Genomic DNA, 24,452 nt, shown 5'->3' on the forward strand with positions numbered 1-24,452 from the left:
CGTTTTCCATGCCGTCAAATGTTAATACCTTCTCTCAGTTTCCCTTTATTAACCTAATGTATTTTTAATTGTATATGCTTTTTTCTTCTCTTCCAACCAAGTTGTGTATTCACTTTGAATTTTTTCATTGAAGAGGATTTCATTGATTTCTTCTTTATGATCTTTAAATACAGCTTCTTTTGCTTCCTTTTTATCGGTCACTTGAATAAGATGGTAGCCAAATTCTGTTTTAACAGGCTCGCTAATTGTTCCAACTTCCATTGAAAAAGCAGTTTTCTCAAATTCCTCTACCATATCACCTTTTGCAAAAAATCCTAATTCTCCGCCATTTTCTGCATTGGATGTATCGGTTGAATATTCTGCTGCTAGTTTAGCAAAATCTCCACCTGCTTCCAGCTTTTCAGCTACTTCGCTAGCAGTCGACTCGTCCTCTACGAGAATATGACTTGCTTCAACTTGCTCTGGTTCAGCAAAGGACGCTTTATTCTCATCAAAGTAGGTTTGCAACTCTTCCTCGGTAATATCAATACGAGGTTCTAATAGCTTTTCTAGTTTAAAGTAGTTTTCTATCTCCACCTTAAGGTCATCTGCTGATATCCCGGTTTGCTTTAATGCTGTTGACAGTGCTTCTTCCCCACCATAAGAATCTACATATGCCTTGTATTCTTCTTCAATTTCTTTATTCGATACGGTTATTTCTTCTTTATCTGCCTCCATCTCGATAATTTTATTATCAATTAGGGCCGATAGAGCAGAAGCACCATACTGTCCGACTAAAACATCATATAATTCTTCTTTCGTTATCTTCTCTCCGTCAACACTCGCAATCGTCTCTTGTTTTGAAAAACCTAAAACTATAACCAATGCAGCAACCACAAGGATTACTCCCCCGATTGCAACTTGAACCTTTTTATTTCGTATTTTTTCAAACATGTTTTCCCTCCAAATTCATATTCCCATTAAGGCATGTACACAGAGTAACGTATAAATATGAACAAATTATGACCAAGGTATTAATGGGATATGAATTATGTTGGTGAACTAGAGTTTTTCCTGTGTTTACGAAAAATAAAACCATCTATCAGCGGGGTGTTCTTTACCTACTGATAGGTGGTCGAAATTGGTTACCAAATGATTTTTATCGTGAATTTTTTTACAGTAAACACAAATGAAGGTGGATTGTTGTTGCTATAAAAACAATAATGACTTCCCTATTGCTGTTATATGTCCCTGATCACCCCATAAGATAAAAAAGTGATAGTTGGTTCCAGCAATCACTTTTGGCGTTGGATAGCGAACGATGAGAGCGGCTTGATTGTTCATTTCAGCTGGTTGGTCTCCTGATGGAAAGATATAGCATGCTTCTTGGTTTTGGATATATGTTGGTACAATTTCTGGCTGTGCACCGTATGGCAAGAGTTGGTGGAAGGCTTCGTTACGGCACACGGTGTCAATCGAGTCCTCCGATGATATTGCTCCGACTTGAAAGAAGCCATCACTGCCCTCATAGCGTTCGCCCGTTACTCTTGCCCAGTGCGCTGGGTATTGGAAACTTATTTTTAAAATAGGATGACTGTATACATTCAGATTAGTGGACTGCGCTGGCGACCATTCTAATTCTGTGATGGTTCCTCCAGCTACTAGTCTGATTGGAACTGGATGAGTAAGAGTGAGCATCCAAATCTCACTTGCCTGCCCTTGTGGTTTACAGCCCGAAAGATAAGCCAGCTTATTCCCGTCTGGGGACCATGTAACAGGAGTGGTAAAGCAATTAGAAATTGCTCTTGTTTGCTCGTTTTCTCCCTGTCTACCGGTGGTTTTGATGACAGAGAAATAGCCTCTTTCTTCAAAAGCAGTTGCACTAAAAGCAAGATTCTCTGAATTTGGCGACCATGTTGGAAAGTAATTTTTCGCAAGTGATCCACCCCTCACTTCAAAGATTTTCCCTGTTGAAAGATCTATGGTGAAAATAAGTGAGATGCTTGCTCCTGGGGTGGTGAATAACACATAGTTCCCATCAGGGGTGAGCTGAACATGGTTATGACGCCCACCTGTGTTTTGCGTGATTTGCTTTTTCTCATTTCCATCGATCCTAATTCGGAAAAGCTGGCTGACTCCGTTTTGATCGGGTGCTTGATAAAGCAATTCTGTTCCATCTGGGAACCATTGAACATCGCTGGCTTCAGACTGGGGGATGGTTTGTGCTTGGTGTGTAACTGCATTGTAGAGGATGATGGAATTGCGGTTAGAGTAAACTAGTTTCTGACTGTCCGGGGACCAGTCAAGGAAAACGCTGAGCCCCTCTGAAAACTGATCGATTTGGGCAACGGTATTGGTACGAAGCGAAATGACATAAAGAATGCCGTTTTTACCAACGAAAGCTATTTTACTAGAATTTGGGGACCAAAAAGGAACAGAATAACTTTCTGCCAAACCAAATGTAATTTGTCGATTTACGCCATTTCCCAGGTTATATACCCATAAGTCAAACTCTCCCCCACTGTTCGAAATATAGGCAATGAATCCACTTTCACCAGGCATAGCATAGGGGATCATCAGTCTCATCCCAGGATAAATCGTATAAGAAGGTAATCGATTGACCTCGCGAATCAACTCAAAATTACTTTGGCCACCAGTTGTAACATTAAATCTTCGGGCGATTTCAAATAAGGTATCACCTGGTTGGACGAGATAAAATGGGACACCTGGAGGTACTGTTAACAGCTGTCCAATTTGTAACACATAGGGAGGTTGCAGCCTATTCGCTTGAATGATTGCGGATGGTGCAACGCCATAATCCTGTGCAATTTTAGTAACTGTGTCCCCTGCCTTTACGTTGATAACATCAACCCCAGATGGTACCGAAAGCTGTTGATTGACATAAATCGTGTAAGGCGAGGCTAAGTTGTTCGCCGCTATCAAGGACTCCACCGGTAGTTCCCAGCGTTTAGCAATCTGAGAAACGGTATCTCCTTGACGGACCGTATAAAAAAACTGCATGAGGAAACCTCCTCTCTATTTTATGAAGAGTTTTTTCTTAAAAAGTAAAAATCCATTTATTTTGAGTTACAAAAATATTAATAGTGGGTATAGTATCTTGTCATTGGCAGGTTGTTATAGAACGATTCATACATTTCCAGCTTAGTTTATAAAGTCATTCTACGTGCTTAAACACCCTAACCTTTTATTCTTTCCTAGACAAAAAAAGTGCTTCCCCACATTAGATGGGAGAAACACCGTTTTCCTGTACATATTTTAATCGAATTAGTTTTGATGAATGACGGTTATCCCTTCATTCAATGCACCTATGAATTTTTTTCTGCGTACTTTTGCATCGGTTTTCTTAACATGGAGTTCAATCAAGATATCTTTATCTTTTCTTTGTTCAATTTCTCTCCTCTAGTTAAGAAAACTCAGATTCTAGTCGGCTGAGGAAATCTTCTGCGGCACTGTAGCCTTGTTGTCTTAGGTACCAGTTGTTAGCTGCTGCTTCAATTAGACCCGCTACGTCACGCCCAGGTTGAAGTTGAATTTCAATCGAAGAGATTTTTACACCCATATAATCGGTAAAAGTTGGTTCTTGTTCCAAGTCATTGTTTAATGCATCTTTCTCCCATTTTGTTAACTTGATATCAAGAGATATACGGGTTTCATTTTGAAATGCTCTTTGTCCATAGGAGCGAACCACATTCAATAAACCAATACTACGAAGTGCCAAGAATTCTTTTGTTTTTTCATCGTTTGTACCTAAAAGGGTTTGAGCGCTCAGCTTTTTTAACACCACAATATCATCTGCTACTAATCGGTGACCTCTGCCGATTAAGGTGTGAGCAGTTTCACTTTTCCCAACTCCAGAGTCCCCGCGAATCAAAATACCAATCCCAAACACATTCATACAAACACCATGGAGGGTCATTTCGGGTGCCAACTCTTTGACCAAATACGAGTCGAGTTTAATGATGAAATCAGTCGTACCAGTGGGCTCCTTTGTCACAAGCAATGGAATCTTTTCTTCTGTACAATATTGGGTTAAATAAGTCAATCCTTCTTCACCTGCGGTTACAATGAAACACGGTGGATGATATTGAACAATATTTCCAATCCGCAATTTCCGCTCTTCATGGCTAAGCTTATGTAAATAAGTGATTTCCTTTCTACCTAAAATTTGAATTCGTTCGGTAGGAAAGAAATCAAAATGCCCGACAAATTCCAAGCCCGGTCGATGTACTCTCGGTTGTTTAATTTCTGTCTGAAGTTGATCATCTCCCACTAAAACTTTTAATGAAAAATGTTTAACTAATTGGTCAAGAGATAATGCTTTCACTATTTTTTATCAACACCGTTTCTTTTTATCTTTTATATTTAAATTATACAATATTTAAAGTAAAAAGCATGTTTAAGTCATATTTAATGGTTAAATAAGTATTTTTAAATATTTGCCGACAAGGAGGGGTGAACCGACATCCCAAGTTGTCGATATTCCACTATCCCTTATAGCTTGATGTTGGAAGTGTCCTACGCACCCATTAGATATGACTTTGGATGCATCCTCTTCATAACAAAAAAGTGCCTACAAGTTCATTAATCATGACCTGTAGACACATATTTTTGGATGCATAAGCTCCACCTTCTTTCTCGATAACGCTTACGAGGTTAGCTGTCGGATTCGGGCCATGAGTAGCCCTACCTGTTGAAAAAGGATTCACCCCTTGGATTCGAATAAATCCAGATGGTTCCCCCGCACACTGAGGTTTCGGCGATTTAGAAACTGGAAACTATTTTTAGTTGGTATTAGGGTAAGTGAAAAGGTTTATTTCTTTTAAGAAACCATTGAATTTAAGTAAGCTTCTTCAATAAGTTTGGAATCAAAGTCGTTATAGTAGATGACCTCACTAAGAACTTTGTTTCCTTTTATTTTCTTAAAAGACTCTTGTGCCTCTTCTAGATTATCAAATTCAAACATTTGAATATCGTTTTTAGCATACACAGTAATTACCCACATGAAAGTTCCCTCGCTTTTGTTAATGATTTCACATAATTATCCCAATGCCGTACACTCAACTATTTAGAGTTAAAACGTAATCTATGATGGTGTCTCATTCACCACTTCCTTTCGGTGGATCGATAGGGATAACCCTAAAACCAGTTTTCAAGAAGTTGCCCATTTTCCATAAGAGCAATTCTCTTTGTATGAAATAAGTATACCTCTTCACATATTCTATTGTACCTCAATTTTTTTGTTTTTTTGTAAAAACTATATGACAAATTTATCTCAACTCAAAAAATATAGGGACGTACCCTATGTTCCTCTGAACTAACAGTTGTCCAAAAGAAAAAGGGTACGTCCTCCTCATATTTCAAAAAACCTATACAGTAGTCACTTATTCTCAAGAGCACGTTCTTGATAGTTAAATCCACTTTGCATCAACTGGTCGATATCGATTAACTGACCAATGGTAGCTCCTGCTTTTAGTTTTTCTTGAACGCCGTCCTCTACTTCCAACAGTGCTTTCGTTTTATTTAATATTTCCTCTGATTCTGCTATTGGCACTACAACTATTCCGTTTCCGTCAATGACAATCATGTCCCCTGGATGCACCGGTAAACCTGCACATTGTATGGGTACATTGACATGGCCATAGCCGGCAATCGCTCCGACATTTGGTACAATCCCCTTGGAGAAGATTGGGAATTTCAGTTTCCTGATTTCCTCTACATCTCGAAATGATCCATCGATTACTGCCGCTGCTACTCCTTTGTTCATTGCAGACATGGTGATATTTTCTCCCCAAAAGGCCGAATTCGCATTTCCCTGTGCATCGACCACGATAATATCGCCAGGTTGTGAGAGGTCTACCGCTTTTATCACGGCCGATAAATCTCCACCAACACTCTTTGCCGTAATCACCGTTCCTGCCAACCGAAGACCTTCAAACAATGGCTTCATATCAGCAGTCATCGCCCCTGTTCTTCCCAGAATATCAGATATCGCACAGGTAACCGACTCATAATTTTCCACCAATGTTTTATACCCCTCGATAATATACTGAGAAGGGCGCTTAATTGACTCCACAACAGTCATCCACAATCTTCCTTTCATTTCTAGATATAGTTATCTTCTATATCCAAAGATACATTCCCTTCTTAAATGCTGATAGATGGTAGGTAGACTGTTTTTAAGATTCATAATAATCTTCCCTTGCTTCTGGATGAAGTTGGTTTACTTTGCCTAGGAGTTCCACAAACATGGGTGTAAATACCATATAACTAGATTTCTCCCAAGCTAAAAATAGGTCAGTCCCCCATTTGAGAGACTCTTCACTCCGCGTGGGGACTGACCATAGTTGTAAAAGATGCAAAGTTGCCGTTCCGATTTTCATCAATCTGAACGTTTCGCTAATCCCTTCCGATCAATGGTTTCCGGGATTTTTTCAAACCACCCATGCTTCACCATGATATGGTAAACGATCCCACCGGCTTTCATTGCATTGATAAAGACCTGTTGGTAATTCAGAATAATATCGGACCTTAGGCTTGAGCCTAATCCAGCTCCATAATAAGAAAGGGCCGAATTTACTAAAAAACCTGCGTGAAACATCATCAATTTGTCTGAGAATGGACTCTTGGTTGAATCGGTAATTTCAGAATCCCACTTTTCTGGAATAGGGAGATTGTCATTTTGCAGGATTTTATCAAAACTATCTGCATCTTTCCCAGCTAATTTCACATTTTTCAACATAAAGTTTCGAACTTCCTCAGAACTTGCAACCTGACTAAATCCTAAACTTAATGATCGAATAAATCCCGTTTTCCTAGAGTTGAAAAATAAGTTACTGATTTCGGAACTATTCAGTGGCCGCTTGTCACCGATCAAATTCTCAATGATGCCGGTTGTATCTGTAAACTCCACGCCTGCCGGGGAGGGTACTGTCGGAACAACGGAGAAAATGTTTCTTGATTTAGCTAAAATCACAATTTTTTGAAACAACTCTTTCGATGATGCCGTACATTCAAAAAAGTAATCTTGAATATCTTTTCGTTCGGCGTTTGTAATCGCTAAACCATAAGCTGTTAGCCCATGAATCGTCATAATATAAGTATAAAAAAGAATGAATTCATCAGAAAAAAGTCGTGGCGCCGTAAGATTTACATCCTTTTCAGTAAAACCCTTTGGGATTTGAAAATTACCTTTCTCTAAAAATCCAGTAATTTTCGTGATATGGGTCTCTGCTAAATGGAGGGCCATTTCTAGGATCGGTTTGATCTTTTTATCTTCCACAATATGTAGAAAATGTTTATATACACAAATTGCCATACTATCGCCTTGGTACTGAAACCAAAGCCCAGATATTTCTGCAGAGGTTAAGGTGTTTTCCTTCTCTTGCCCAAACATCCTTCAACATCCCCCCATTCAGGTAGATTTCAATCTCTATACCTTCTTCCCTTATTTTGCGGAAATTTTTTGGAGAGTATACAGGAGTAGTGTGAAGAATTGCAAAATGTCTTCTTTGGAAACTCAATTAAGTTTGCCATATAGTTTTTATCTTTAACTGTATACTTGCAGGTGAAAAAGGAATGTACCTAACACTCCTCCCCACCTTGTGATGGAGTTCCCTGTTTCATCCTACTAAACAATAAAATAACAACTCCATTTTCTTTGAAATAACGTACATTACCCTTCCTACAGTATTATTATATTCGGAATTTGAGCATTTCGGAGATAACAGCAGGATTTGAAGGATAGACACGCTTTAAATGTGTTATATGACAGAATTTGTCTATTTTCAGTGTTTGAATACATCGTGTTTTAATTGTTACCCTTAATTAGTTGACGGTATTCAAATTATGTCAACTTGCAAGGGAATGCCTTGTGAAAAAATATACAAAGGAGATGATACTATTGAGATCTGATACCGCTAAAGGTAACAATCTCAACGAAGAGTTGAGCGATGATTACTCATTGGATCGAGTCCCTCTTGACAAAAGGAACATGGGTTGGTTAAGCATTACCAACATCACATTTGGAATTGCCACTGCGATTTTCTATTTCCAAATGGGCAGTGTGATGGCCCTGCAATTTGGTGCCATTAATGCGATTATTTCGGCTGTATACGCTATCGTAGTTGCTGGAATTCTAGGAACCTTCATAGCCTATTTGTCTGCAAAATCTGGGATGAACGTTAACTTATTATCCAGAGGCGGCGGATTTGGTTATATTGGTGCATCTTTAACCTCCGTTATTTATGCTACGAACTTTATTATGTACTGCGCGCTTGAAGGGTTAATTCTTGTTGCTGCAGTCCATGAATTTTTCCCCGTAATCCCAGAATGGGCTCTGATTCTATTCTTCGGGACAATTGTCATTCCATTAAATTGGTTTGGAATCAAGCAATTAGATAAATTGCAAAAATGGTCATTGCCTCTGTTTGGCATTTTTTTAATTGCCGCAATTGTTGTCGCCGCCCTCAAGCCTTCCCTTTATGATGGGAATTTTTGGACCTATATGCCTGAAAATGTTCAGGTTGGAGGAACGGCCCTATTGCTTTGTATCGGGATGCAGCATGGAATTATGGGTTTAACGCCCCTGCTTGCATCGGATTATGCTCGTTTTCTAAAACCAAAGGATATCAAAATTGGTTCTTTCGCCATTGGGTTTATCCCACAAATTTTTTGTTTTGGCGTGATGGGTGGTTTAGGAATTTGGTTTGGTGTCCGCCTCGGCGAGCCTAACCCTGGAGTCTACATTGTAACGCTTCTTGGTATTTGGGGAGCATTATTTACGATGATTACTCAAGTTCGAATTAACGTCACCAATATTTATAGTGGTTCATTATCATTATCGAACTTCTTCGAAAATGTGTTTAATTTTAAACCAGGTAGACGAGTTTGGGTCGTTGTAACAGATGTATCAGCAATCCTTTTAATGCTTGGAGATATTGTCAATCATCTAGAAGTCGTACTAACCTTTCAAGGCGTTTTCTTATTATCATGGGCAGCTGTTTTAGTGGCAGATGCTGTTGTAGTCAAGAAATTCTTGAAAATTGGTCCTGGATATTATGAGGCAAGACAAGAGAATCTGCATAAGTGGAATCCAGTTGGTGTTGGAGCGCTCTTGATTTCGAGCATTCTAGGAACGGTTGCAGCTTTAGGGGTTATGGGAACCTTCCTACAGAGCACAGCTGCATTTTTTGCCGCAATCCTTGCATCGATATTAACCGTTCTATTAGCCATCATGACAAAAGGAAAGTTTTATATTAAAGAAGAAGCCACTGATGTTGAAAAAGAAGAGTATATTGCTTAAGGTATGAAGAATCGGGACTTACATAGCCCTTCCTCTAAGGTAGTATTTATTCTGAATATAGGATATTTCCAACAAGAAGCAAAACCGCCGTCTTACCAGATGGCGGTTTTTTCTTTGAAGATTCCTCCCCATTTCAGTAGTCTCGGTACGTCTTCTCCCAACTTCATGGTTACAACTATTTAGTAAAGGCAATATTATAGTAAATAAACCGTAAATTCGTAGCGGATTGCTATTTGTTAAGGGTGGTTGTTGTGGAGAAGATAAAAGCTTGGGCAAAAAACTTAAAACGACAAACGTTCGTTCTTTACTTGGCTTATAAAGATAATCGAGTACCTTGGTATGCCAAATTATTTATTATTGGTGTCGTATCCTATGCGTTTAGCCCCATTGATTTAATCCCGGATTTTATACCAATCCTTGGCTTCTTAGATGAGGTGATTATTCTTCCTCTTGGAATTATGTTCGCACTAAAGATGATCCCACAAGAAGTAATTGCAAACTGTGAGACAGAAGCAAATAGAATGATGGAAAATGAGAAACCGAGAAATTGGTTGGTGGGAATCCTAATCATTTTATTATGGAGTTTGCTAATTTTATGGATGGCTAAAGAAGGGTATCACCTTCTAAACGAAGGGTCCTTTTAAAGCTTGTTTATTGTTTAAATTGGAAAACCATAAGGCACATTGGACAACCTTTAGACAGAATTTTAGTTATTTCGAGCGATTCTCCGACATAAGATGAACTTGTATAGGACTAATAAAATGAATAAGGTGGTGCCAGAACAAATGAGGGGTTATCTTAAAGCAATTATTGGGGCGTTAATTGGGGCTGTAACTGCTGGGGTTTGGCTAACCATGGATCTCTTCCTCCCTGAACCATATGGGGACTTTTTATTATTTGGTCTCATGGGGTTGGTTCATATCATTATTGGTTGGCAAGTAGGAAGATTGCTTGAAAGAAAGGATGCTCTTGAGGCATCAGCAAAAGGGCACGAATTGAATTCGAATCAGGCGGAAACAGTTGTAGAAAAGTAGAGGAAAACACTTTAAACAGTGAAAGAAGACCATCGAAAATGATGGTCTATATTTTTCTAAATTTAATTTTGCCGAACATCACCTAGTTGCCCCTGCAACTTCATACTGGTATCAAAAGAGCGAAAGGTCCTTCCATATAAATAAGCAAAACTGAATTGAAGACCAGAGGCCAGGTAAAATGGGAAAGAAAGTGCACCTAATCCAAACAAGTATCCCGCAATCGAAGGTCCAATTGAGATAGGCAGTCTGATGGAAAGAAGGTTGATGCTTGATGCAAATCCGCTGCGCTGCCCACGAGTCAAACTAACACTAAGTGCTTGTTGAGCTCCTTGTGTTCCTCTGTTTAGCGCTGTTCGTAGGATATAAACGATGGAAACAAGAGCATAGGATGGTAATAAAGGCATTAAAATTAAAAATAAGCTCGCTATGTACCGAAATATCACAATTGATCGAACCGTTCCATATTTTTTCGAAAACCTTGCTTGCAAAATGGAAATCACACCTGTTGCGAAAAAGGTCAAAGCTAAAGTGCTACCAATTTGATTCATACTTACCCCGAATTTTGCTGAAAACCAGTAGGACATCATTGGTCCTGTTAATCCAATCGCAATTCCATTAAGAACATTAATTCCGGCGAGCTTCATCATCACAACATTCTCTTCTTGTCTTGTTTTCTTTTCATCCCTCCCAGCTTCTTTGTTTTGATGATTATCATATTTAGATCCTTTTCTTATGACAGCCTCTTCCCCACGAATTGTTAAAATAATGAACGAAGTAACCAATGAAAAAGCGAAATGAAAGAAAAAAGCAAGGCGGTATGAAGATACTCCTAAAACTGCTGGTTCCCCGATACTCATACTTCCGATTAAGATGGCCCCTGCTGCCATTCCGAAAAAACTAATTCCGTTATTCAAACTATAGATCTTTCCACGTTCACTAGTAGTGATAAAAGATGCAAGCCACGCCTGCTCGGCTGGAGCAAAGGGGTTGGACGAACCAGCATCTGCTTTCCCAAAGCCAGAAAATGTGATGCTAATAAACAATAGCACTGGGTTCGTCGAGACAATCCCAATTAGCGCACATCCCGCTGTTAATAGTTCCGAAACAAGTACGAATGGTTTCCTACCTATCCGATCGCTGCTCACACCTACAAATGGGGCGAGTAAGACACTTAGCAACCCACCGGCAGCCAGCACACCCCCAATTCCGACTGTACTCCATCCTAGTGCATCAAGATATAAAGCTAATACAACAATCATCATTCCTTGTCCAGTACTACGTATGGCATTAACTAGCATCAGTTTTCTGACGACCGGATGAATTTGTCCATTTTCTAAATGATGTACACCAACAACCATCTTTTCACCACTTCATTTGTATTTTTTAGATGGAGATAATCTTGAATGGAATGAATGGAGAAGTTATAGAAGCTTTTACTTAAAGCCTTCCAAACCTTGTGCAGGTTTATGCACAATAGAAAAGGTGCTAAAGGCAATCATGATCACCTCTAGCACCCCTATAGAAGATATTATTTTAAATGTTGGAGATAATTCCGATAAATGACTGGAGAGGACGGTTTCTCCGAACTGCTATTGGCATTTTGAACAGCCTTTTCAATAATTGAATGTTCTGGTGCCATATGGCAGGCAGGATCGGTCGCCGTCGCATCACCCGTCAATGCAAATGCCTGACAACGACACCCACCTCCGTCCTCGTGCCGCAAATCACATGACCGACATGTTTCCGGCATCCATACTTCGCCGCGAAAAGCGTTGAAAGAAGTAGATTCATACCAAATCTGGTTTAATGATGACTTTTGTATATTTTCAAAAGAGATTCCTTCAATCATCCCAGCAGTTGGGCAAGGAAGGACGTCTCCATTAGGTGCCACGGTAAGAGCGACTGCTCCCCACCCGCCCATACAAGGTTTAGGGGTTGATGCATAATAATCAGGAATAACCCAAATGATTTCCATTTTATTTCCGATTCGTGAAATGGCTTCTTCATATATCTTAGATGCCTGTTCAATTTGCTCACGACTTGGCAAGAGTTTTTCACGGTTGAGTAAAGCCCAGTTATAATACTGGGTATTTGCTAATTCTAGCCGGCCCGCTTCTAGCTCTTCGGCCAGCGTGATGATTTCATCCAAAGAATCAATGTTCAACCGGTGCAACACGACATTTAAAGATAAATGCATGCCGACTTCTTTTACCGCTTGAACTGCTTTCCGTTTTTGGTCAAAGGCTTTGAAGCCACCAATCTGGTCTGAGAGCTTGGCATCCCCTGCTTGAAAGCTTACTTGCACATTGGCTAGCCCAGCATCTTTTAGTCGTAGCGCCTTTTCTGTTGTTAATCCGATGCCACTCGTAATAAGATTTGTATACATTTCTAATCTAGTAGCATGATGGATTAGGGCCTCTAAGTCCTCCCCCCATAAAAGTGGTTCCCCACCAGAAAAATGAACCTCAACGACACCAAGGTCCGCGGCCTGTGTTAATACCCGGCACCATTCTTCGGTTTTCAGTTCATGATCCTTCAATGTCATTTCTAGCGGGTTCGAACAATAGGGACAATGCAAAGGACACCGATGTGTTAGTTCAGCTAGTAACGAGTATGGAGGCTGAACCCTATTATTCTTGTGCTCTATCATATTGCATGACCACCCATCCTTGATCAACCATTTCCTTTAGAAAATTCGTGATGTCTTCTTCCATCTTTTGAAAATCAGGCAATCCATTTGTAGTTGCTTGGCTAGACTTTAATTGGAGTGAACTTCGCAATTTTTCGGTGATGGTATGAACACTGTCCTTTCCGTCACAAAGGGTAAGGATGGATGCGGCTGAATCATTCAAAACCACAACCTTTTCAGGCAATAATAGAAGATGATTCCCTCTTACCTTATCGTATTTTAGTCGCCCTTTTGGTGCGAGTTTTGGAATAGTACTAGACAAGATTTCCTCCACCACCAATTTTATAATAATCATTTATTTAGTTGGGGTAAGCCTTTTCGATTGCATCAAGTTGAGCCCATAACACATCGCATTTAAATTGTAGAGCGTTGACTGCTCGCTGTTGTTCTTCTCGCGTTTGGCAATAGTCTAAAACCACTTTGAGAGCGAAATCTGTATCCCGTGGTGCTTGGGTTAGTCGATTTCGAAAATAGCCAAGTCCGGAGCTATCAATCCACGGATACAGTCGCTCAAGGATTTTTATCCGCTCTGAAATGAGAATCGGAGAAAATAACTCCGTTAAAGAGGAGGCGACCGCATCAATCCATGGTTTTTCCCGAGCAAAGGTAACATAGGCGTCAACCGAAAAGCGAACAGCTGGGACAACATGATCTTCCCTTAAAATTTCTTCCCGAGACAAACCTACAGCTTCGCCAAGCTTCACCCATGCTTCAATTCCGCCTTGTTCTTCTTGGTTCCCATCATGATCAATGATACGTTGAATCCACTCTCGCCGAAACTCCCTTGATGGAAGCTTCGACATGATGATAGCGTCTTTAATGGGAACACATTTCTGATAGTAATATCGATTGGCCACCCATCCTTTGATCTGCTTTTTGCTTAATACCCCTTCATGCATCGCCACATGAAAGGGATGTTTGTCGTGATAAGAATTTCGTCCGACATCAATCAATTGTTCGCGGAACTCTTCCCGAGTCCAAGGTTTTTCGTTTCGTTGGGATGTGCTGCGAACAATCCCTCCCTGGTTTAGCATCCTCAAACCTCCAGTTCCATCCCTTCATAGGCAATCTCTATTCCTACTTGTTTTACAATCTCTCTTTCCTTTGAATCTTGCTTTAAAATTGGATTGCTGTTATTAATGTGGATGAGAATTTTCCGTTCAGCAGAGTATGAAGCTATTTTTTCCATGATGCCTGATGGACCATTAATTGGCAGATGCCCCATATCCCTTGCATTTCGGGTGGTTGCGCCCATTTTCACCAATTCATCTTCTGACCAAAACGTTCCATCGACCATTAATATATCAGCTTTCTCTAATACAGCTTCTATTTCAGGGGTCAGTGTATCTAAGGTTGGAAAATAGGCTAGGCATTTTCCTGAACGTTCATTATGAAGAAGCAAACCAACTTCCCACTCATCGTTAGGGTAAGGATTCTTCTTGTCACACTGAGCATATAGAGGAGGTTTATTAGAAACGGGGACCGTATCAATTACGATGGTTCCTTCCCCTTTTTCGTCCATCCTTCCTACCCTCTGTTTTGTGCCAGGAGAAAGAATTCTCCATTCCCATGAACAATAGTTTTTTAACATCGGGATCACTGGAAAAGCAGAGTGTAAACATTTGCGTACTGTAGATGTTCCATAAATTTTTAAATGAGAGCCTTCCCTGAGGGACAATAAACCAATTGTATGATCAAGCTCCGCATCTGTTAAAATAACCCCAGCTAAAGGGGTGTTTCGAATTTCGGGACCCGCATGTAGTGCAGCAAAAGATTCGATTTGCCTGCCTACATCTGGGCCCGTATTAATTAAATACCAGTCTTGTTCATTCGGACTTACTGCAAGAGAGGATTGTAACAATGGCTGGAGTGCCTCATCCCCTTCGCGAACACCACGACAATTGGGACAGGCACAGTTCCATTGTGGAAACCCTCCTCCTGCCGCTACGCCTAAAACTCTGACTCTAATGTGTCTTCAATCCTTTCAACTGAGTTTGAATGGTCTTTTTGTCAGAATACTAGTAAGACTTCCTAAGAAAACATGGGAGGGTAACTAGAATAATGCTATTTGCCATTTTTATCATTCTTGGCGATATATGCATACATGGTCACTTCAGAGGCTGTATTGATAACTTTATACTCAGGTGCTATCCACATGCTGTTCACCCCCTTCAAATGACAATGTCGGGTTACGGATTTCGAATGGTATTTGATCCCCTTTCAAGCTAATCTTATGTTGAGATATTTCGCAAAATAACTAAGTTTTTGACTTGAGGTTGTCCAAAATTGTCGCAATGGGTGCTTAAACCAAATAAAAAGAGAATCGTCACAAAATGTAACGATTCTCCCTTTTGTTCATCAACCTCCGCCTAGACTCTCGATATAATCAGTAACGGCATTAATTTCTTCTTCCGTCAAGGTTCCTTCAAACCCAGGCATTCCACCGCCGCCATTTTTAATTTGGTTAATTATCGCTTCTCTATCCATTTCAAGCGCCTTTAAGACTGGTCCATTATGACCGCCAGATCCGGCTTCACCGTGACAAGCTAGACAGTTGTTTTCGTACGTTTTTACGCCTAGATCTTCATCTGCGTGATGTCCTTTTTGGTCATCAGTCTCATGGTCATTGGCTACTGGTGAAATATTAACGGCATCTTCAGGAATGTCCTCTAAGGATCCATATTTTCCTTCTAATGAGAACGTATAAATCTTATCTCCGTGCGTCGTACCTGCAAGTGAATTTCCAGCTGCAAACACAGAGATATATTGCTTGCCATCTATTTCATAGGTCATGGCTGGTGCATTTGCACCTGCATCGGTCATGAATTCCCATACTTGATCACCTGTTTTGGCGTCAAAGGCAATTAACCGTCCATCATTATGTCCTACGAACAATAAATTTCCTTTTGTTGTTAGAGCACCACTATAGGCAATGGTATCCCAATTTTTCTGCCAAACAATTTTATTTGTTTTAATATCCATGGCTGTAATGGTAGAGCGGTTAGGAGCTTTTTCAACCGGTTGCCATACGCTCCCGATAAACTCCCTTCCTTCCTCGTACTCATTTGCTTCATCGCCTTCATGATGGGCAAACGCAAAATAGTTATCATTTCCTAATACATAAAACAACTCTGTGTCAGGGTTATATGCCGACGGCGCCCAGTTTGCCCCTCCCTGTGGAGATGGTTTTACAACGGTCGGTTCATCCCAGAATGGAGTGAAAATCGGGCCGAACTTCCCAGAAAAATCTCCTGATAAATCACGCTTAACATCTTCTTCCGTTATGTTTTGTGGAACAAAGGCATCTCCAACTGGATGAGGCTGTGTTGGGGATGTCTTTTGTTCTTTAAGTTGTGGGACAGGTTTTTCCTCAATTCCAATGAGTGGTTCTCCGTTGGTCCGATCTAAAATGTATAACCAGCCCGTTTTTCCTGCTTGGACAATTCCTTTTCTCTCTTTGCCATCGATTTCAACATCAAATAGCACAACCGGATTGGCTGCATCCATGTCCCAAATATCATGGTGAACCTCTTGGAAATGCCATTTATACTCCCCTGTATTCGCATCTAAAGCTAGCACAGAGTCCGAGAATAAATTATCTCCTTCCCGTTTGCTTCCATCAAGGTCTGGAGAGGCATTCCCAGTGGCAACATAAATCATCCCCAATTCTGGGTCAACTGCTGGAGTTTGCCATATTGGTGCTCCCCCTGTTTTCCACGTTTCGTCGGTCCAAGAGTCACCACCTGTTTCATCAGGGCCAGCCACTGTATGTGTTTTCCAAATTTCCTCTCCATTTTCAGCATCATACGCAGCAAGATAGCCTCTAATTCCGTACTCACCGCCAGCAACTCCCTGATAAACCTTTCCGTCAAAATAGAGAGGGGCACTTGTCGTGTTATAGCCCTTTTCCCATTCGCCTACTGTTGTTTCCCATACTACTTTGCCATTCTTTTGGTCTAAGGCAACGAGCCTCCCATCTAAAATGGGGGTGAATACTTTTCCATCCCCTAGGGCTACTCCCCGGCTCAACCAACCACAACAAACCGTATCCAATCCTTCAGCAATCTTTGGCTTGTACTCCCAAATGATCTCACCTGTTGTAGCATCAAGAGCTGCAACCTCATTTGCTCCAGTAGTCATAAACATGACACCATCATAGACAAGAGGTGTTGCTTCACCAGAATATTTAAAATCAAATCCTGACCCAAGGCTGGTTACCCAGTCAGCTTTTAAATCTTTCACATTCGCGGTGGTAATTTGTTCTAACGGAGAGTATCGATCGTTACGAAGGTCTCCTCCATTCGTTAGCCAGTTTCCCGATGGGTATGCATTTAAATCATCGGCTGAAAACTTAGGGGCAATTTTAGCGTTATATTCCATGTGTTGATAAGAAGGGTGCTTATCGTCACCAGCTTCCTTGCCTTCTTCTTTTTTTCCATCACCCTCATCAGTTTGTTCTTCTCCACCAGGTGGGTCCGTTGCTTGCTCTGATGTATCCATAACAGAGTAAACGAGACCACCAGCAACTAATAGTAAAATGACAATAATAATCCAGTCTCTTTTACGCATCCATTTAAGACTCCTTTCAAAAAAGATAAATTCTTCTCAAGTAATGTGCCCCAAAAATGGAAAAAATAAATAAAGACTTTCGGTCATATTTTCAAAAATGAAAAAAGTTCCAGAAGCCCTGGAACTACTTGGATTTAATTGAGAGAGACGTACCATTCAACCTCACATCTTAAAGTGCAGATTCCCATGATTAATTAGAAGGTTTTCTTATGTGTTCCCATATTTTTTCTCATATCAAACAACAATCTAATAAAACATGGTAAGGAATAAATTCTTCTCGGTCAATCATTGAGAGAATCTCATCGGATGAGGGGCACATGGACATTGGTTTTAAAAAGTTAAAGAAGGGTGGACGTGGTTTTCTAAGGATATATGTCGCTTCTTCCTTTTCGAAAAAAAGAATGAGTATGATCTTACCAAGGAGTGCGTCTTGTATGAGATTCATAATATGTAATAGAAAAAGCACCCTTGGAAGGATGCCTACTGATTCACTTTTAATGGTTCAACACTAATTTTTAATACTAGATTTATAGAATCATGAACCATATTTATTTTATTAATGATATATTCTTTTTTGAAGATCGTTATAGTGTCACTGGCTCTTAGCGTTGTAATGTATTGATCCCAATGGACTACATTGGTACTTAGTAGGCATTTGTCTTTTAAATAATAATCAACCCTATTTAACTTTTTATTCACTCCTTCACCTCCTTAGTAATAATTTATTAAGCAATTGGAGGTTTTAGGACAACCTCCTAGCTTCCTTCTTAAATAACGTTAACTTCCTATTAAACCCTTGCTTACATAATAAAAAGAAGCACCCAAAAAGGATGCTTCGTGTTCATTCGTTAAGATAAAGGAAAACGTTAATAGGAGCCATTTAAGACACGGTGCCTGTCCCCTTGTCCCGCTGCGGCTTTATCCATCAGGATGGTGACGTTTGGGTGCTGGTTGAGGATGGATGCGGGGAACTCTTCATTCACTTCACCAGATAATAGCCGCTGGACTGCTGCTTTTTTTTGCTCTCCTGAGACCAACAATAGAATTTCCTTGCTTTTCATGATGGTTCCGATTCCCATGGTTATGGCTTGTTTTGGAACTTCCTCAATGCTTGGGAAGAAGCGCGCATTTGCCTTTATTGTTGTTGATGCTAAGTCAACCACATGGGTTCTCGATTCGAAGGAAGTTCCCGGCTCGTTAAAACCGATATGACCATTGCTTCCAATTCCAAGAAGTTGGAGGTCTACTCCGCCTTTTGCCTCTAGGAGTTGTTCATAACGCTGGCATTCTTCTACCGTATTCATAGTAACTCCGTTCGGAATCAAGGTATTTTCTATTTTAATATCGATGTGATGAAATAATTGAGCGTTCATAAAATACCGATAACTATTTGGATTCTCTCCGGCCAAGCCCAAATATTCATCTAGATTAAAGGTGGTGACATGTTGATAGGAGGTTCCATTCTGATGGTGATCTGTAATCAGTTGTTGATATGTTCCTTTTGGTGTTCCTCCCGTTGCAAGTCCAAGGGTGCTTTTTGGATTCTTCTTGACACGATCAATCAGAATTGTAGCGGCCGCTTGGCTTAATTCTTGATAGTCTTCGAGAATGTTAATCTTCATTCAAATCTACCCTTTCCTTTTGAAAAGCCAATTCTCCGCGACAGAATGTCATGAACACATCATAGTTCTGATCTAAAACAACCAAATCAGCGTCTTTCCCACTACGGATGCTTCCTTTATGTTCATAAACATGTAACTGCTTTGCAGGATTGACTGAAGCCATTTCGATCGCGTCAGCAAGTGAGCAGCCTGTATAATTCATCATGTTTTTAACGGCCTGACCAAGTTTTAAAATGCTTCCCGCAAGAGTGCCATCTTCTAATACGGCCTTCCCCTCTTCCACCTTGACTTGCTGACCGCCTAGGTCATAGCTTCCATTTTTCAAGCATTTCGCTCGCATTGAATCTGTTATCAATAGCAAGCCTTCGCTTCCTTTTTGCTGATAAGCGATATCAACGATTTCTGGCTTAACATGAATGCCATCAACTATCATTTCGGCTTTTAACTCATCATGCAAAAAAGCCGCTCCTACCACTCCAGGCTCACGATGATGCAGCCCCCTCATTTGGTTAAACAAATGCGTTACCTGGGTAGCTCCTTCGTTAATCGCACTCTTGACCTCTTCAAAAGATGCATCCGTATGTCCTAGAGAAGCAGTCACTTCATTGTGACTTAAATAAGAAATGAGGTCCAATGCCCCCGGAACTTCTGGTGCTAAGGTAACAAGTTTAATGGTGTTTTTTGATAGTGCCTGCCATTTCTGAAACAACTTAGTTTCTGGGCTAATAATATGGTTGAGTGGCTGAGCACCTGCCATTTTTTTATTAATAAAAGGGCCTTCCAAGTGAACACCCAGAACTTCAGCTTTCCCAGTTGGTGGTTGCGAAGAGATATACTCTCCTGCATTAACAAGTGCTCGTTCAATCGCTTCTGGGTCTTGGGTGATAGTTGTTGCCAGAAAACTTGTGGTCCCTTCTCGTGGCAATGCCTCAGCCATATTCATTAAAGCTTCTGGCGTAGCATCCATCGTATCTGATCCATTGACTCCATGAATGTGAACATCGATAAGGCCAGGAATCAAAGTGGATCCTGCTGGGAGCTCCATAACTTCGTAGGTCATTTCTTCTACCAAAGTTGAAAGTGGACCAACTTCCTGAATCTTTCCATCCTGAATGAGGATATAACCGTTCTCAATCTTATCGCTCTCAGTGTAGATGGTCGCATTCTTGAGCAAAAATGGCTTCCCTTTGTTTTGTTCCATACAATCTTCCTTTCACTACCTCTTATCACTTGATTTCTGCTTGCTTTTACATTGAAACTAAAGACTCCACTTTTCGATGAACACGTCGATTTTTCCATTTGAAGAAAACGTAATGGTTTGCTCAAATGGTTCCGCAAAGAAGCGCGCCGTCATCACTTCTTGTCCACCATTCAGAAAGATTTCAATCGAACTGGTGTCTAAGAAAAGATGAATATCGGTTAGAATCGGTAATTCACAAGAACGACTTTCTGTTGTGCCGTCCTTGAAGGATTTTCTTTCAAGTGTAAACAGCTTCTCTGCTTGATTAAAGCGTAGCTTTAGATTTTCACGGAGTGTTATTTCAAAATGAGTGCCTTCCATCTGACTCATTTCAAGGCGAATTTCACTAACAGTTCCATTGATTTCAGTCCAAGTTTTCACTTCATTCTCAATTGATACTTGTTGCTGAAAATCAAGTGATTTCCTTAAATGCGTTAGTTCCACAGCAGGCTTTTGATAGAGTTTATTTCCTTTTATCTCTATTTCTCTAGGAATTGTCAGTGCATGGATCCACCCATTGGCAATGGTCGGTTGATAGGCTTCGGTATCATCGGTCAAGCCCATCCAGGCATAAAGTAGCCTTCTTCCTTGGTCATCTTCAAAAGTCTGCGGAGCATAAAAGTCAAAGCCGCGATCTAGCTCAATAAAAGGCCCATGTTCATATTGATTTGTTTCCGGTGTCCAGTTCCCAATAAAATAGCCTGACTGAAATAAATTTTGATAAAGATGACCTGCTGGTTCAAGACCTTGAGGAGAAACCAATAAAACATCTTGTGCACCAAGCCTGAAGAGGTCCGGGCATTCCCACATATATCCGAAGTCTCCTAAACCGTTTAGGTTACCGCCAGCGAGAGGTCCTTTGAATTCCCAGTTTTCAAGGTCAAGAGAAGTATAAAGCACGACTTGCCCTTCTTCTTGATCATTTTGTGCCCCAAGCACCATATACCATCTTCCATTTTGTTGCCAAACTTTTGGATCGCGAAAATGCGGGGTATAGCCGTCTGGTAAATAAATGACAGGCCCCTTTTTTTCAAAAGTGATCCCATCACTTGAAACGGCCATACATTGATACGTTTGCCGCTCATTGTGTTCGTTTTTTACATTTCCTGTGTAAAACAAGTACATCTTCCCGTTATGTTCTACCGCACTTCCTGAATAGCAGCCGTTTTTCTCGTACCATTCACTTGGGACAAGGGCTGGAGGCTGTTCCTCCCAAGAAATGAGGTCTTTGGATGTATAATGTCCCCAAAATTTAGCGCCATGAGTTGTATCAAACGGATTCCATTGATAAAAAACATGGTACGCACCATTAAAGTAAATGAGCCCATTGGGATCATTTAGTAATCCAACTGGTGGCATCAAATGGAACTGAAGCCGGTTGAAATCCTTAGCTATGAGTGGTTTATTTTCTTCTATCTTTTTCGATGCTAGTTGTAATAACTCTTGCTGATTCATGATTGATTAACTCCTATTTTCTGTCGTGATTTTGTGAATCGCCTCCAAAGTCGGCAATGCCGTCATCGCTCCTTTTTCAGATGCAGCAAGCCCACCTGAAACTGAGGCAAACTTCGCAATCTCAGCTACTTCTTCTATTGTAATCGCAGCAAGGTCCATTTCTCTTTCATTCAAGCAATAAAGGAATCCTGAAACAAAGGCATCGCCTGCACCTGTTGTATCAACGGTGTGGACCTTTAATGCATCTACTTTCATTGAACCTGACTTAGTAAAAACGATACTCCCTTCCGCTCCTTTTGTAAGAAATACTAGAGAAAGGTCGTATTCTTTTATCCATTCTGCAATAACTTCAGGATTTTCAGTTCCCGTTAAAAACAAAAGTTCTTCATCCGAAAGCTTTAACACATCGACATCTGGTAAGACAGAAAAGATGGTTTCACGCAACACATTCTCATCTTTCCATAAGCTAAGGCGAACATTGGGGTCAAATGAAACAATCAACCCATGTTGTTTTGCATACTCAATCGCTTTTAATGTTGCCTCTCTCACCGGATTCTGTAGCATCGAGATGGTCCCAAAGTGAAAAATCTTGTGATTTTTAAATATTTCTTCGTTTACGTCTGTTTTTTCTAAAAATAAATCCGCACTTTCTTTTACAAAGAAGCTAAAGCTTCTCTCCCCAGTTGAATCAAGAGTGACAAAGACAAGGTTTGTTCGATAAGAATCAGTGAAGGAAATAGAAGAAACATTAACCCCATAATTCGATAATGTACCAACGAGAAATTCTCCTAAAACATCTTGCCCTAACTTTCCGATAAACGCTGATCTCATCCCTAATCTGGCTGCCCCAACCGCAACATTCGCTGGGGCACCACCTGGACTTTTTTGATATGTGAGGTTGGTTGAATCCACTGGGATAAAATCAATCAATGCCTCCCCAAGTGTGATCAATCCATTCTTTATCATGAAAATCGTCCTTTCCTAAAAAAATTGGATGTTATTGCTGGTTTGTGTTGTTTAACATTTTATCGGAATAGCCAAACATCCAAGTTAAAACAAATGCCGTTGCAACCGCAATGAGGTTAACTAAGATATAAAGTAAAATTTGTCCGTTTAAGTAAAGCAGTGTACCTGGAATTACGGTAATCGCCATTCCTGTTGCTTTTAACCCAAAGATTGAGGCGAAAAATCCACCGACAGCTCCACCAATTAGTCCCATAATAAACGGCTTTCCATAGCGAAGGTTTACCCCAAAAATCGCTGGTTCGGTAATTCCTAAGAAAGCAGAGAAAGAAGATGGAAGTGCCAATGCTTTTAGCTTTTTCGATTTAGATTTTAACCCTACCGCTAAGGCCGCTCCACCTTGTGCCGCAGTAGCACAAGTGACAATCGCGTTATAAGGATTGTTTCCAAGGCTTTCTAGTAAAGAAATCTCAAGCATATTAAATACATGATGAACCCCAGATACGACAATAATCTGGTTTAAGCCACCGATTAACAATCCACTAATTCCAAATGGCCATTCTAATACCGCAACTGTTCCAGCTAAGATGATGTTTTCAACCCAATGGAAAACTGGGCCGATGACAAACAACGCAAGGAAAATCATGATTAATAATGTTAAAAATGGTGTAACAATTAAATCAAACGCATCTGGAACGCGTTTGCGAATTTGCTTTTCCAATTTCGCTCCAATAATACCGGCGATAAAGGCTGGAAGAACAGAACCTTGATAACCTAAAACAGGAATGAATCCAAAAAACATAATCGGTTCGACGGTTCCTCCTGCAACCCCCCAGGCGTTTGGCAAGGCTGGGCTAACAAGCATAAGCCCGAGAACCAATCCAATGATTGGAGAACCACCAAATACTCGGAACGTTGACCATGCAACAAGTGCTGGAAGGAAGATAAACGCTGTATCGGTTAAAATCTCTGTAAATAACAAGAAGTTTTCCGAAATATCTGCCGGTGTCATCCCAAATAAGGCTAAGATTTGCTCTTGCATGACCAAGCCGCGAAGACCCATAAACAATCCGGTTGCAACGAGTGCCGGGATAATCGGAACAAATACATCCCCAAATGTGCGAATCGCTCTTTGAAACTTTGTCCCACTTTTCGCTGCCTCTTGTGCTTGTTCTCCTTTATTCGAAGCGTTGATACCAAGATTTGTTACTTCTTCATAGATTTTGTTCACCGTTCCAGTTCCTAGGATCACTTGGAACTGACCAGAGTTAAAGAAAGCTCCTTTTACTTTTTCAATATTTTCTACCCGATCTTGATCAATCTTTTCTTTGTCTTTGACCATTATTCGCAGTCTAGTTGCACAATGAGCAGCTGAAACAATATTTGCTTCTCCACCCACTGCATCAATGATGTCTTTTGCTATTTCCCGATTTGTAGCCATGTATAAGCCTCCCTTTTTTTGTACCTTACCCGTCTGAACTAAAATTATGATTGTGGAATCGATTCCACATTAAGTAAAAATACTATGGAATCGATTCCATAAATAAGAAATGAAAATGGTATTGATTTCATCTCCTAT

22 protein-coding genes and 1 riboswitch are annotated in these 24,452 nt (G+C 40.4%); of the genes, 3 read left to right on the plus strand and 19 right to left on the minus strand.

The genetic code is table 11. From position 1 onward, the window contains the following. Window positions 1–48 precede the first annotated feature (48 nt). From H0185_RS04795 to H0185_RS04820, 6 genes are all read right to left on the minus strand, one after another. Window positions 49–933 carry a peptidylprolyl isomerase gene (locus H0185_RS04795; protein WP_221871688.1) on the minus strand — a complete coding sequence of 295 codons (885 nt, stop codon included), beginning with the start codon at window positions 931–933 and terminating at the stop codon, window positions 49–51. Window positions 934–1,188: 255 nt separating this feature from the next. Then, window positions 1,189–3,000, minus strand: a complete 1,812-nt coding sequence (locus H0185_RS04800; protein WP_221871690.1) for a LysM peptidoglycan-binding domain-containing protein — start codon at window positions 2,998–3,000, stop codon at window positions 1,189–1,191. Between the two features lie 403 nt (window positions 3,001–3,403). Further along, complete coding sequence (hprK, locus tag H0185_RS04805; protein WP_221871692.1) at window positions 3,404–4,324, minus strand: HPr(Ser) kinase/phosphatase; 921 nt, start codon at window positions 4,322–4,324, stop codon at window positions 3,404–3,406. Between the two features lie 303 nt (window positions 4,325–4,627). Then, a riboswitch (cyclic di-AMP (ydaO/yuaA leader) is annotated at window positions 4,628–4,769 on the minus strand. A gap of 50 nt (window positions 4,770–4,819) precedes the next feature. Beyond that, the gene (locus tag H0185_RS04810; RefSeq protein ID WP_221871694.1) at window positions 4,820–5,002 is read right to left on the minus strand and encodes a hypothetical protein; all 183 of its coding nucleotides are present in this window, start codon (window positions 5,000–5,002) and stop codon (window positions 4,820–4,822) included. A gap of 375 nt (window positions 5,003–5,377) precedes the next feature. Beyond that, a complete protein-coding gene (locus H0185_RS04815) occupies window positions 5,378–6,082 on the minus strand; it encodes an RraA family protein (protein WP_221871696.1) in 705 nt (234 codons plus the stop codon). 297 nt (window positions 6,083–6,379) lie between these two features. Further along, window positions 6,380–7,393 (minus strand): DUF3231 family protein, encoded by a 1,014-nt coding sequence (locus tag H0185_RS04820; RefSeq protein WP_221871698.1) that lies wholly within the window; start codon window positions 7,391–7,393, stop codon window positions 6,380–6,382. Window positions 7,394–7,891: 498 nt separating this feature from the next. On the opposite strand from H0185_RS04820, the gene H0185_RS04825 reads away from it, so the two are divergent. From H0185_RS04825 to H0185_RS04835, 3 genes are all read left to right on the plus strand, one after another. Then, window positions 7,892–9,301, plus strand: coding sequence for a purine-cytosine permease family protein (locus H0185_RS04825; protein ID WP_221871910.1), 1,410 nt, complete (start codon window positions 7,892–7,894; stop codon window positions 9,299–9,301). A 251-nt stretch (window positions 9,302–9,552) separates the two neighbouring features. Beyond that, complete coding sequence (locus H0185_RS04830; RefSeq protein ID WP_221871701.1) at window positions 9,553–9,945, plus strand: YkvA family protein; 393 nt, start codon at window positions 9,553–9,555, stop codon at window positions 9,943–9,945. Between the two features lie 117 nt (window positions 9,946–10,062). Next, window positions 10,063–10,335, plus strand: a complete 273-nt coding sequence (locus H0185_RS04835) for a hypothetical protein (RefSeq protein WP_221871703.1) — start codon at window positions 10,063–10,065, stop codon at window positions 10,333–10,335. 62 nt (window positions 10,336–10,397) lie between these two features. On the opposite strand, the gene H0185_RS04840 is transcribed toward H0185_RS04835, so the two are convergent. From H0185_RS04840 to H0185_RS04900, 13 genes are all read right to left on the minus strand, one after another. Beyond that, a complete protein-coding gene (locus tag H0185_RS04840; protein ID WP_221871705.1) occupies window positions 10,398–11,693 on the minus strand; it encodes an MFS transporter in 1,296 nt (431 codons plus the stop codon). Between the two features lie 170 nt (window positions 11,694–11,863). Beyond that, window positions 11,864–12,985 (minus strand): pyrroloquinoline quinone biosynthesis protein PqqE, encoded by a 1,122-nt coding sequence (pqqE, locus tag H0185_RS04845; RefSeq protein WP_221871706.1) that lies wholly within the window; start codon window positions 12,983–12,985, stop codon window positions 11,864–11,866. After that, a complete protein-coding gene (pqqD, locus tag H0185_RS04850) occupies window positions 12,966–13,286 on the minus strand; it encodes a pyrroloquinoline quinone biosynthesis peptide chaperone PqqD (protein WP_221871708.1) in 321 nt (106 codons plus the stop codon). Before pqqD ends, pqqE begins: the two co-directional genes overlap by 20 nt. A 37-nt stretch (window positions 13,287–13,323) precedes the next feature. Next, window positions 13,324–14,058, minus strand: coding sequence for a pyrroloquinoline-quinone synthase PqqC (gene pqqC, locus H0185_RS04855; protein ID WP_221871710.1), 735 nt, complete (start codon window positions 14,056–14,058; stop codon window positions 13,324–13,326). Between the two features lie 2 nt (window positions 14,059–14,060). Then, window positions 14,061–14,993: a pyrroloquinoline quinone biosynthesis protein PqqB gene (gene pqqB, locus H0185_RS04860; protein WP_221871913.1), complete on the minus strand. Its 933-nt coding sequence runs from the start codon at window positions 14,991–14,993 to the stop codon at window positions 14,061–14,063. Between the two features lie 95 nt (window positions 14,994–15,088). After that, window positions 15,089–15,181 carry a pyrroloquinoline quinone precursor peptide PqqA gene (locus tag H0185_RS04865; RefSeq protein WP_221871712.1) on the minus strand — a complete coding sequence of 31 codons (93 nt, stop codon included), beginning with the start codon at window positions 15,179–15,181 and terminating at the stop codon, window positions 15,089–15,091. 201 nt (window positions 15,182–15,382) lie between these two features. Next, window positions 15,383–17,593 (minus strand): outer membrane protein assembly factor BamB family protein, encoded by a 2,211-nt coding sequence (locus H0185_RS04870; protein ID WP_221871714.1) that lies wholly within the window; start codon window positions 17,591–17,593, stop codon window positions 15,383–15,385. Between the two features lie 480 nt (window positions 17,594–18,073). Next, window positions 18,074–18,292, minus strand: coding sequence for a hypothetical protein (locus H0185_RS04875; protein WP_221871716.1), 219 nt, complete (start codon window positions 18,290–18,292; stop codon window positions 18,074–18,076). Between the two features lie 167 nt (window positions 18,293–18,459). After that, window positions 18,460–19,215 carry a glucosamine-6-phosphate deaminase gene (gene nagB, locus H0185_RS04880; RefSeq protein WP_221871718.1) on the minus strand — a complete coding sequence of 252 codons (756 nt, stop codon included), beginning with the start codon at window positions 19,213–19,215 and terminating at the stop codon, window positions 18,460–18,462. Next, window positions 19,205–20,416, minus strand: coding sequence for an N-acetylglucosamine-6-phosphate deacetylase (gene nagA, locus H0185_RS04885; protein WP_221871720.1), 1,212 nt, complete (start codon window positions 20,414–20,416; stop codon window positions 19,205–19,207). The genes nagB and nagA overlap by 11 nt, the downstream gene beginning before the upstream one ends. A gap of 57 nt (window positions 20,417–20,473) precedes the next feature. Further along, window positions 20,474–21,910 carry a glycoside hydrolase family 32 protein gene (locus H0185_RS04890; protein WP_221871722.1) on the minus strand — a complete coding sequence of 479 codons (1,437 nt, stop codon included), beginning with the start codon at window positions 21,908–21,910 and terminating at the stop codon, window positions 20,474–20,476. 6 nt (window positions 21,911–21,916) lie between these two features. Beyond that, entirely contained in the window at window positions 21,917–22,876 is a 960-nt protein-coding gene (locus tag H0185_RS04895; RefSeq protein WP_221871724.1) for an aminoimidazole riboside kinase, read from the minus strand. Between the two features lie 31 nt (window positions 22,877–22,907). Then, window positions 22,908–24,314, minus strand: a complete 1,407-nt coding sequence (locus H0185_RS04900; protein WP_221871727.1) for a sucrose-specific PTS transporter subunit IIBC — start codon at window positions 24,312–24,314, stop codon at window positions 22,908–22,910. Window positions 24,315–24,452 lie beyond the last annotated feature (138 nt).

It is taken from the genome of Mesobacillus maritimus (assembly GCF_019749255.1).
Lineage (GTDB): Bacteria > Bacillota > Bacilli > Bacillales > Cytobacillaceae > Mesobacillus_B > Mesobacillus_B maritimus_A.

Excerpts from the sequence above, each read along its gene's own strand:
- H0185_RS04865 (WP_221871712.1), bottom strand. The coding sequence starts at position 15,181 with ATGTGGATAGCACCTGAGTATAAAGTTATCAATACAGCCTCTGAAGTG.
- H0185_RS04800 (WP_221871690.1), bottom strand. The coding sequence starts at position 3,000 with ATGCAGTTTTTTTATACGGTCCGTCAAGGAGATACCGTTTCTCAGATT.
- H0185_RS04890 (WP_221871722.1), bottom strand. The coding sequence starts at position 21,910 with ATGAATCAGCAAGAGTTATTACAACTAGCATCGAAAAAGATAGAAGAA.
- H0185_RS04820 (WP_221871698.1), bottom strand. The coding sequence starts at position 7,393 with ATGTTTGGGCAAGAGAAGGAAAACACCTTAACCTCTGCAGAAATATCT.
- H0185_RS04870 (WP_221871714.1), bottom strand. The coding sequence starts at position 17,593 with ATGCGTAAAAGAGACTGGATTATTATTGTCATTTTACTATTAGTTGCT.
- H0185_RS04795 (WP_221871688.1), bottom strand. The coding sequence starts at position 933 with ATGTTTGAAAAAATACGAAATAAAAAGGTTCAAGTTGCAATCGGGGGA.
- pqqC (WP_221871710.1), bottom strand. The coding sequence starts at position 14,058 with ATGCTAAACCAGGGAGGGATTGTTCGCAGCACATCCCAACGAAACGAA.
- H0185_RS04810 (WP_221871694.1), bottom strand. The coding sequence starts at position 5,002 with ATGTGGGTAATTACTGTGTATGCTAAAAACGATATTCAAATGTTTGAA.
- pqqE (WP_221871706.1), bottom strand. The coding sequence starts at position 12,985 with ATGATAGAGCACAAGAATAATAGGGTTCAGCCTCCATACTCGTTACTA.
- nagB (WP_221871718.1), bottom strand. The coding sequence starts at position 19,215 with ATGAAGATTAACATTCTCGAAGACTATCAAGAATTAAGCCAAGCGGCC.
- H0185_RS04900 (WP_221871727.1), bottom strand. The coding sequence starts at position 24,314 with ATGGCTACAAATCGGGAAATAGCAAAAGACATCATTGATGCAGTGGGT.
- H0185_RS04825 (WP_221871910.1), top strand. The coding sequence starts at position 7,892 with ATGATACTATTGAGATCTGATACCGCTAAAGGTAACAATCTCAACGAA.
- H0185_RS04835 (WP_221871703.1), top strand. The coding sequence starts at position 10,063 with ATGAATAAGGTGGTGCCAGAACAAATGAGGGGTTATCTTAAAGCAATT.
- nagA (WP_221871720.1), bottom strand. The coding sequence starts at position 20,416 with ATGGAACAAAACAAAGGGAAGCCATTTTTGCTCAAGAATGCGACCATC.
- H0185_RS04895 (WP_221871724.1), bottom strand. The coding sequence starts at position 22,876 with ATGATAAAGAATGGATTGATCACACTTGGGGAGGCATTGATTGATTTT.
- H0185_RS04815 (WP_221871696.1), bottom strand. The coding sequence starts at position 6,082 with ATGACTGTTGTGGAGTCAATTAAGCGCCCTTCTCAGTATATTATCGAG.
- H0185_RS04840 (WP_221871705.1), bottom strand. The coding sequence starts at position 11,693 with ATGGTTGTTGGTGTACATCATTTAGAAAATGGACAAATTCATCCGGTC.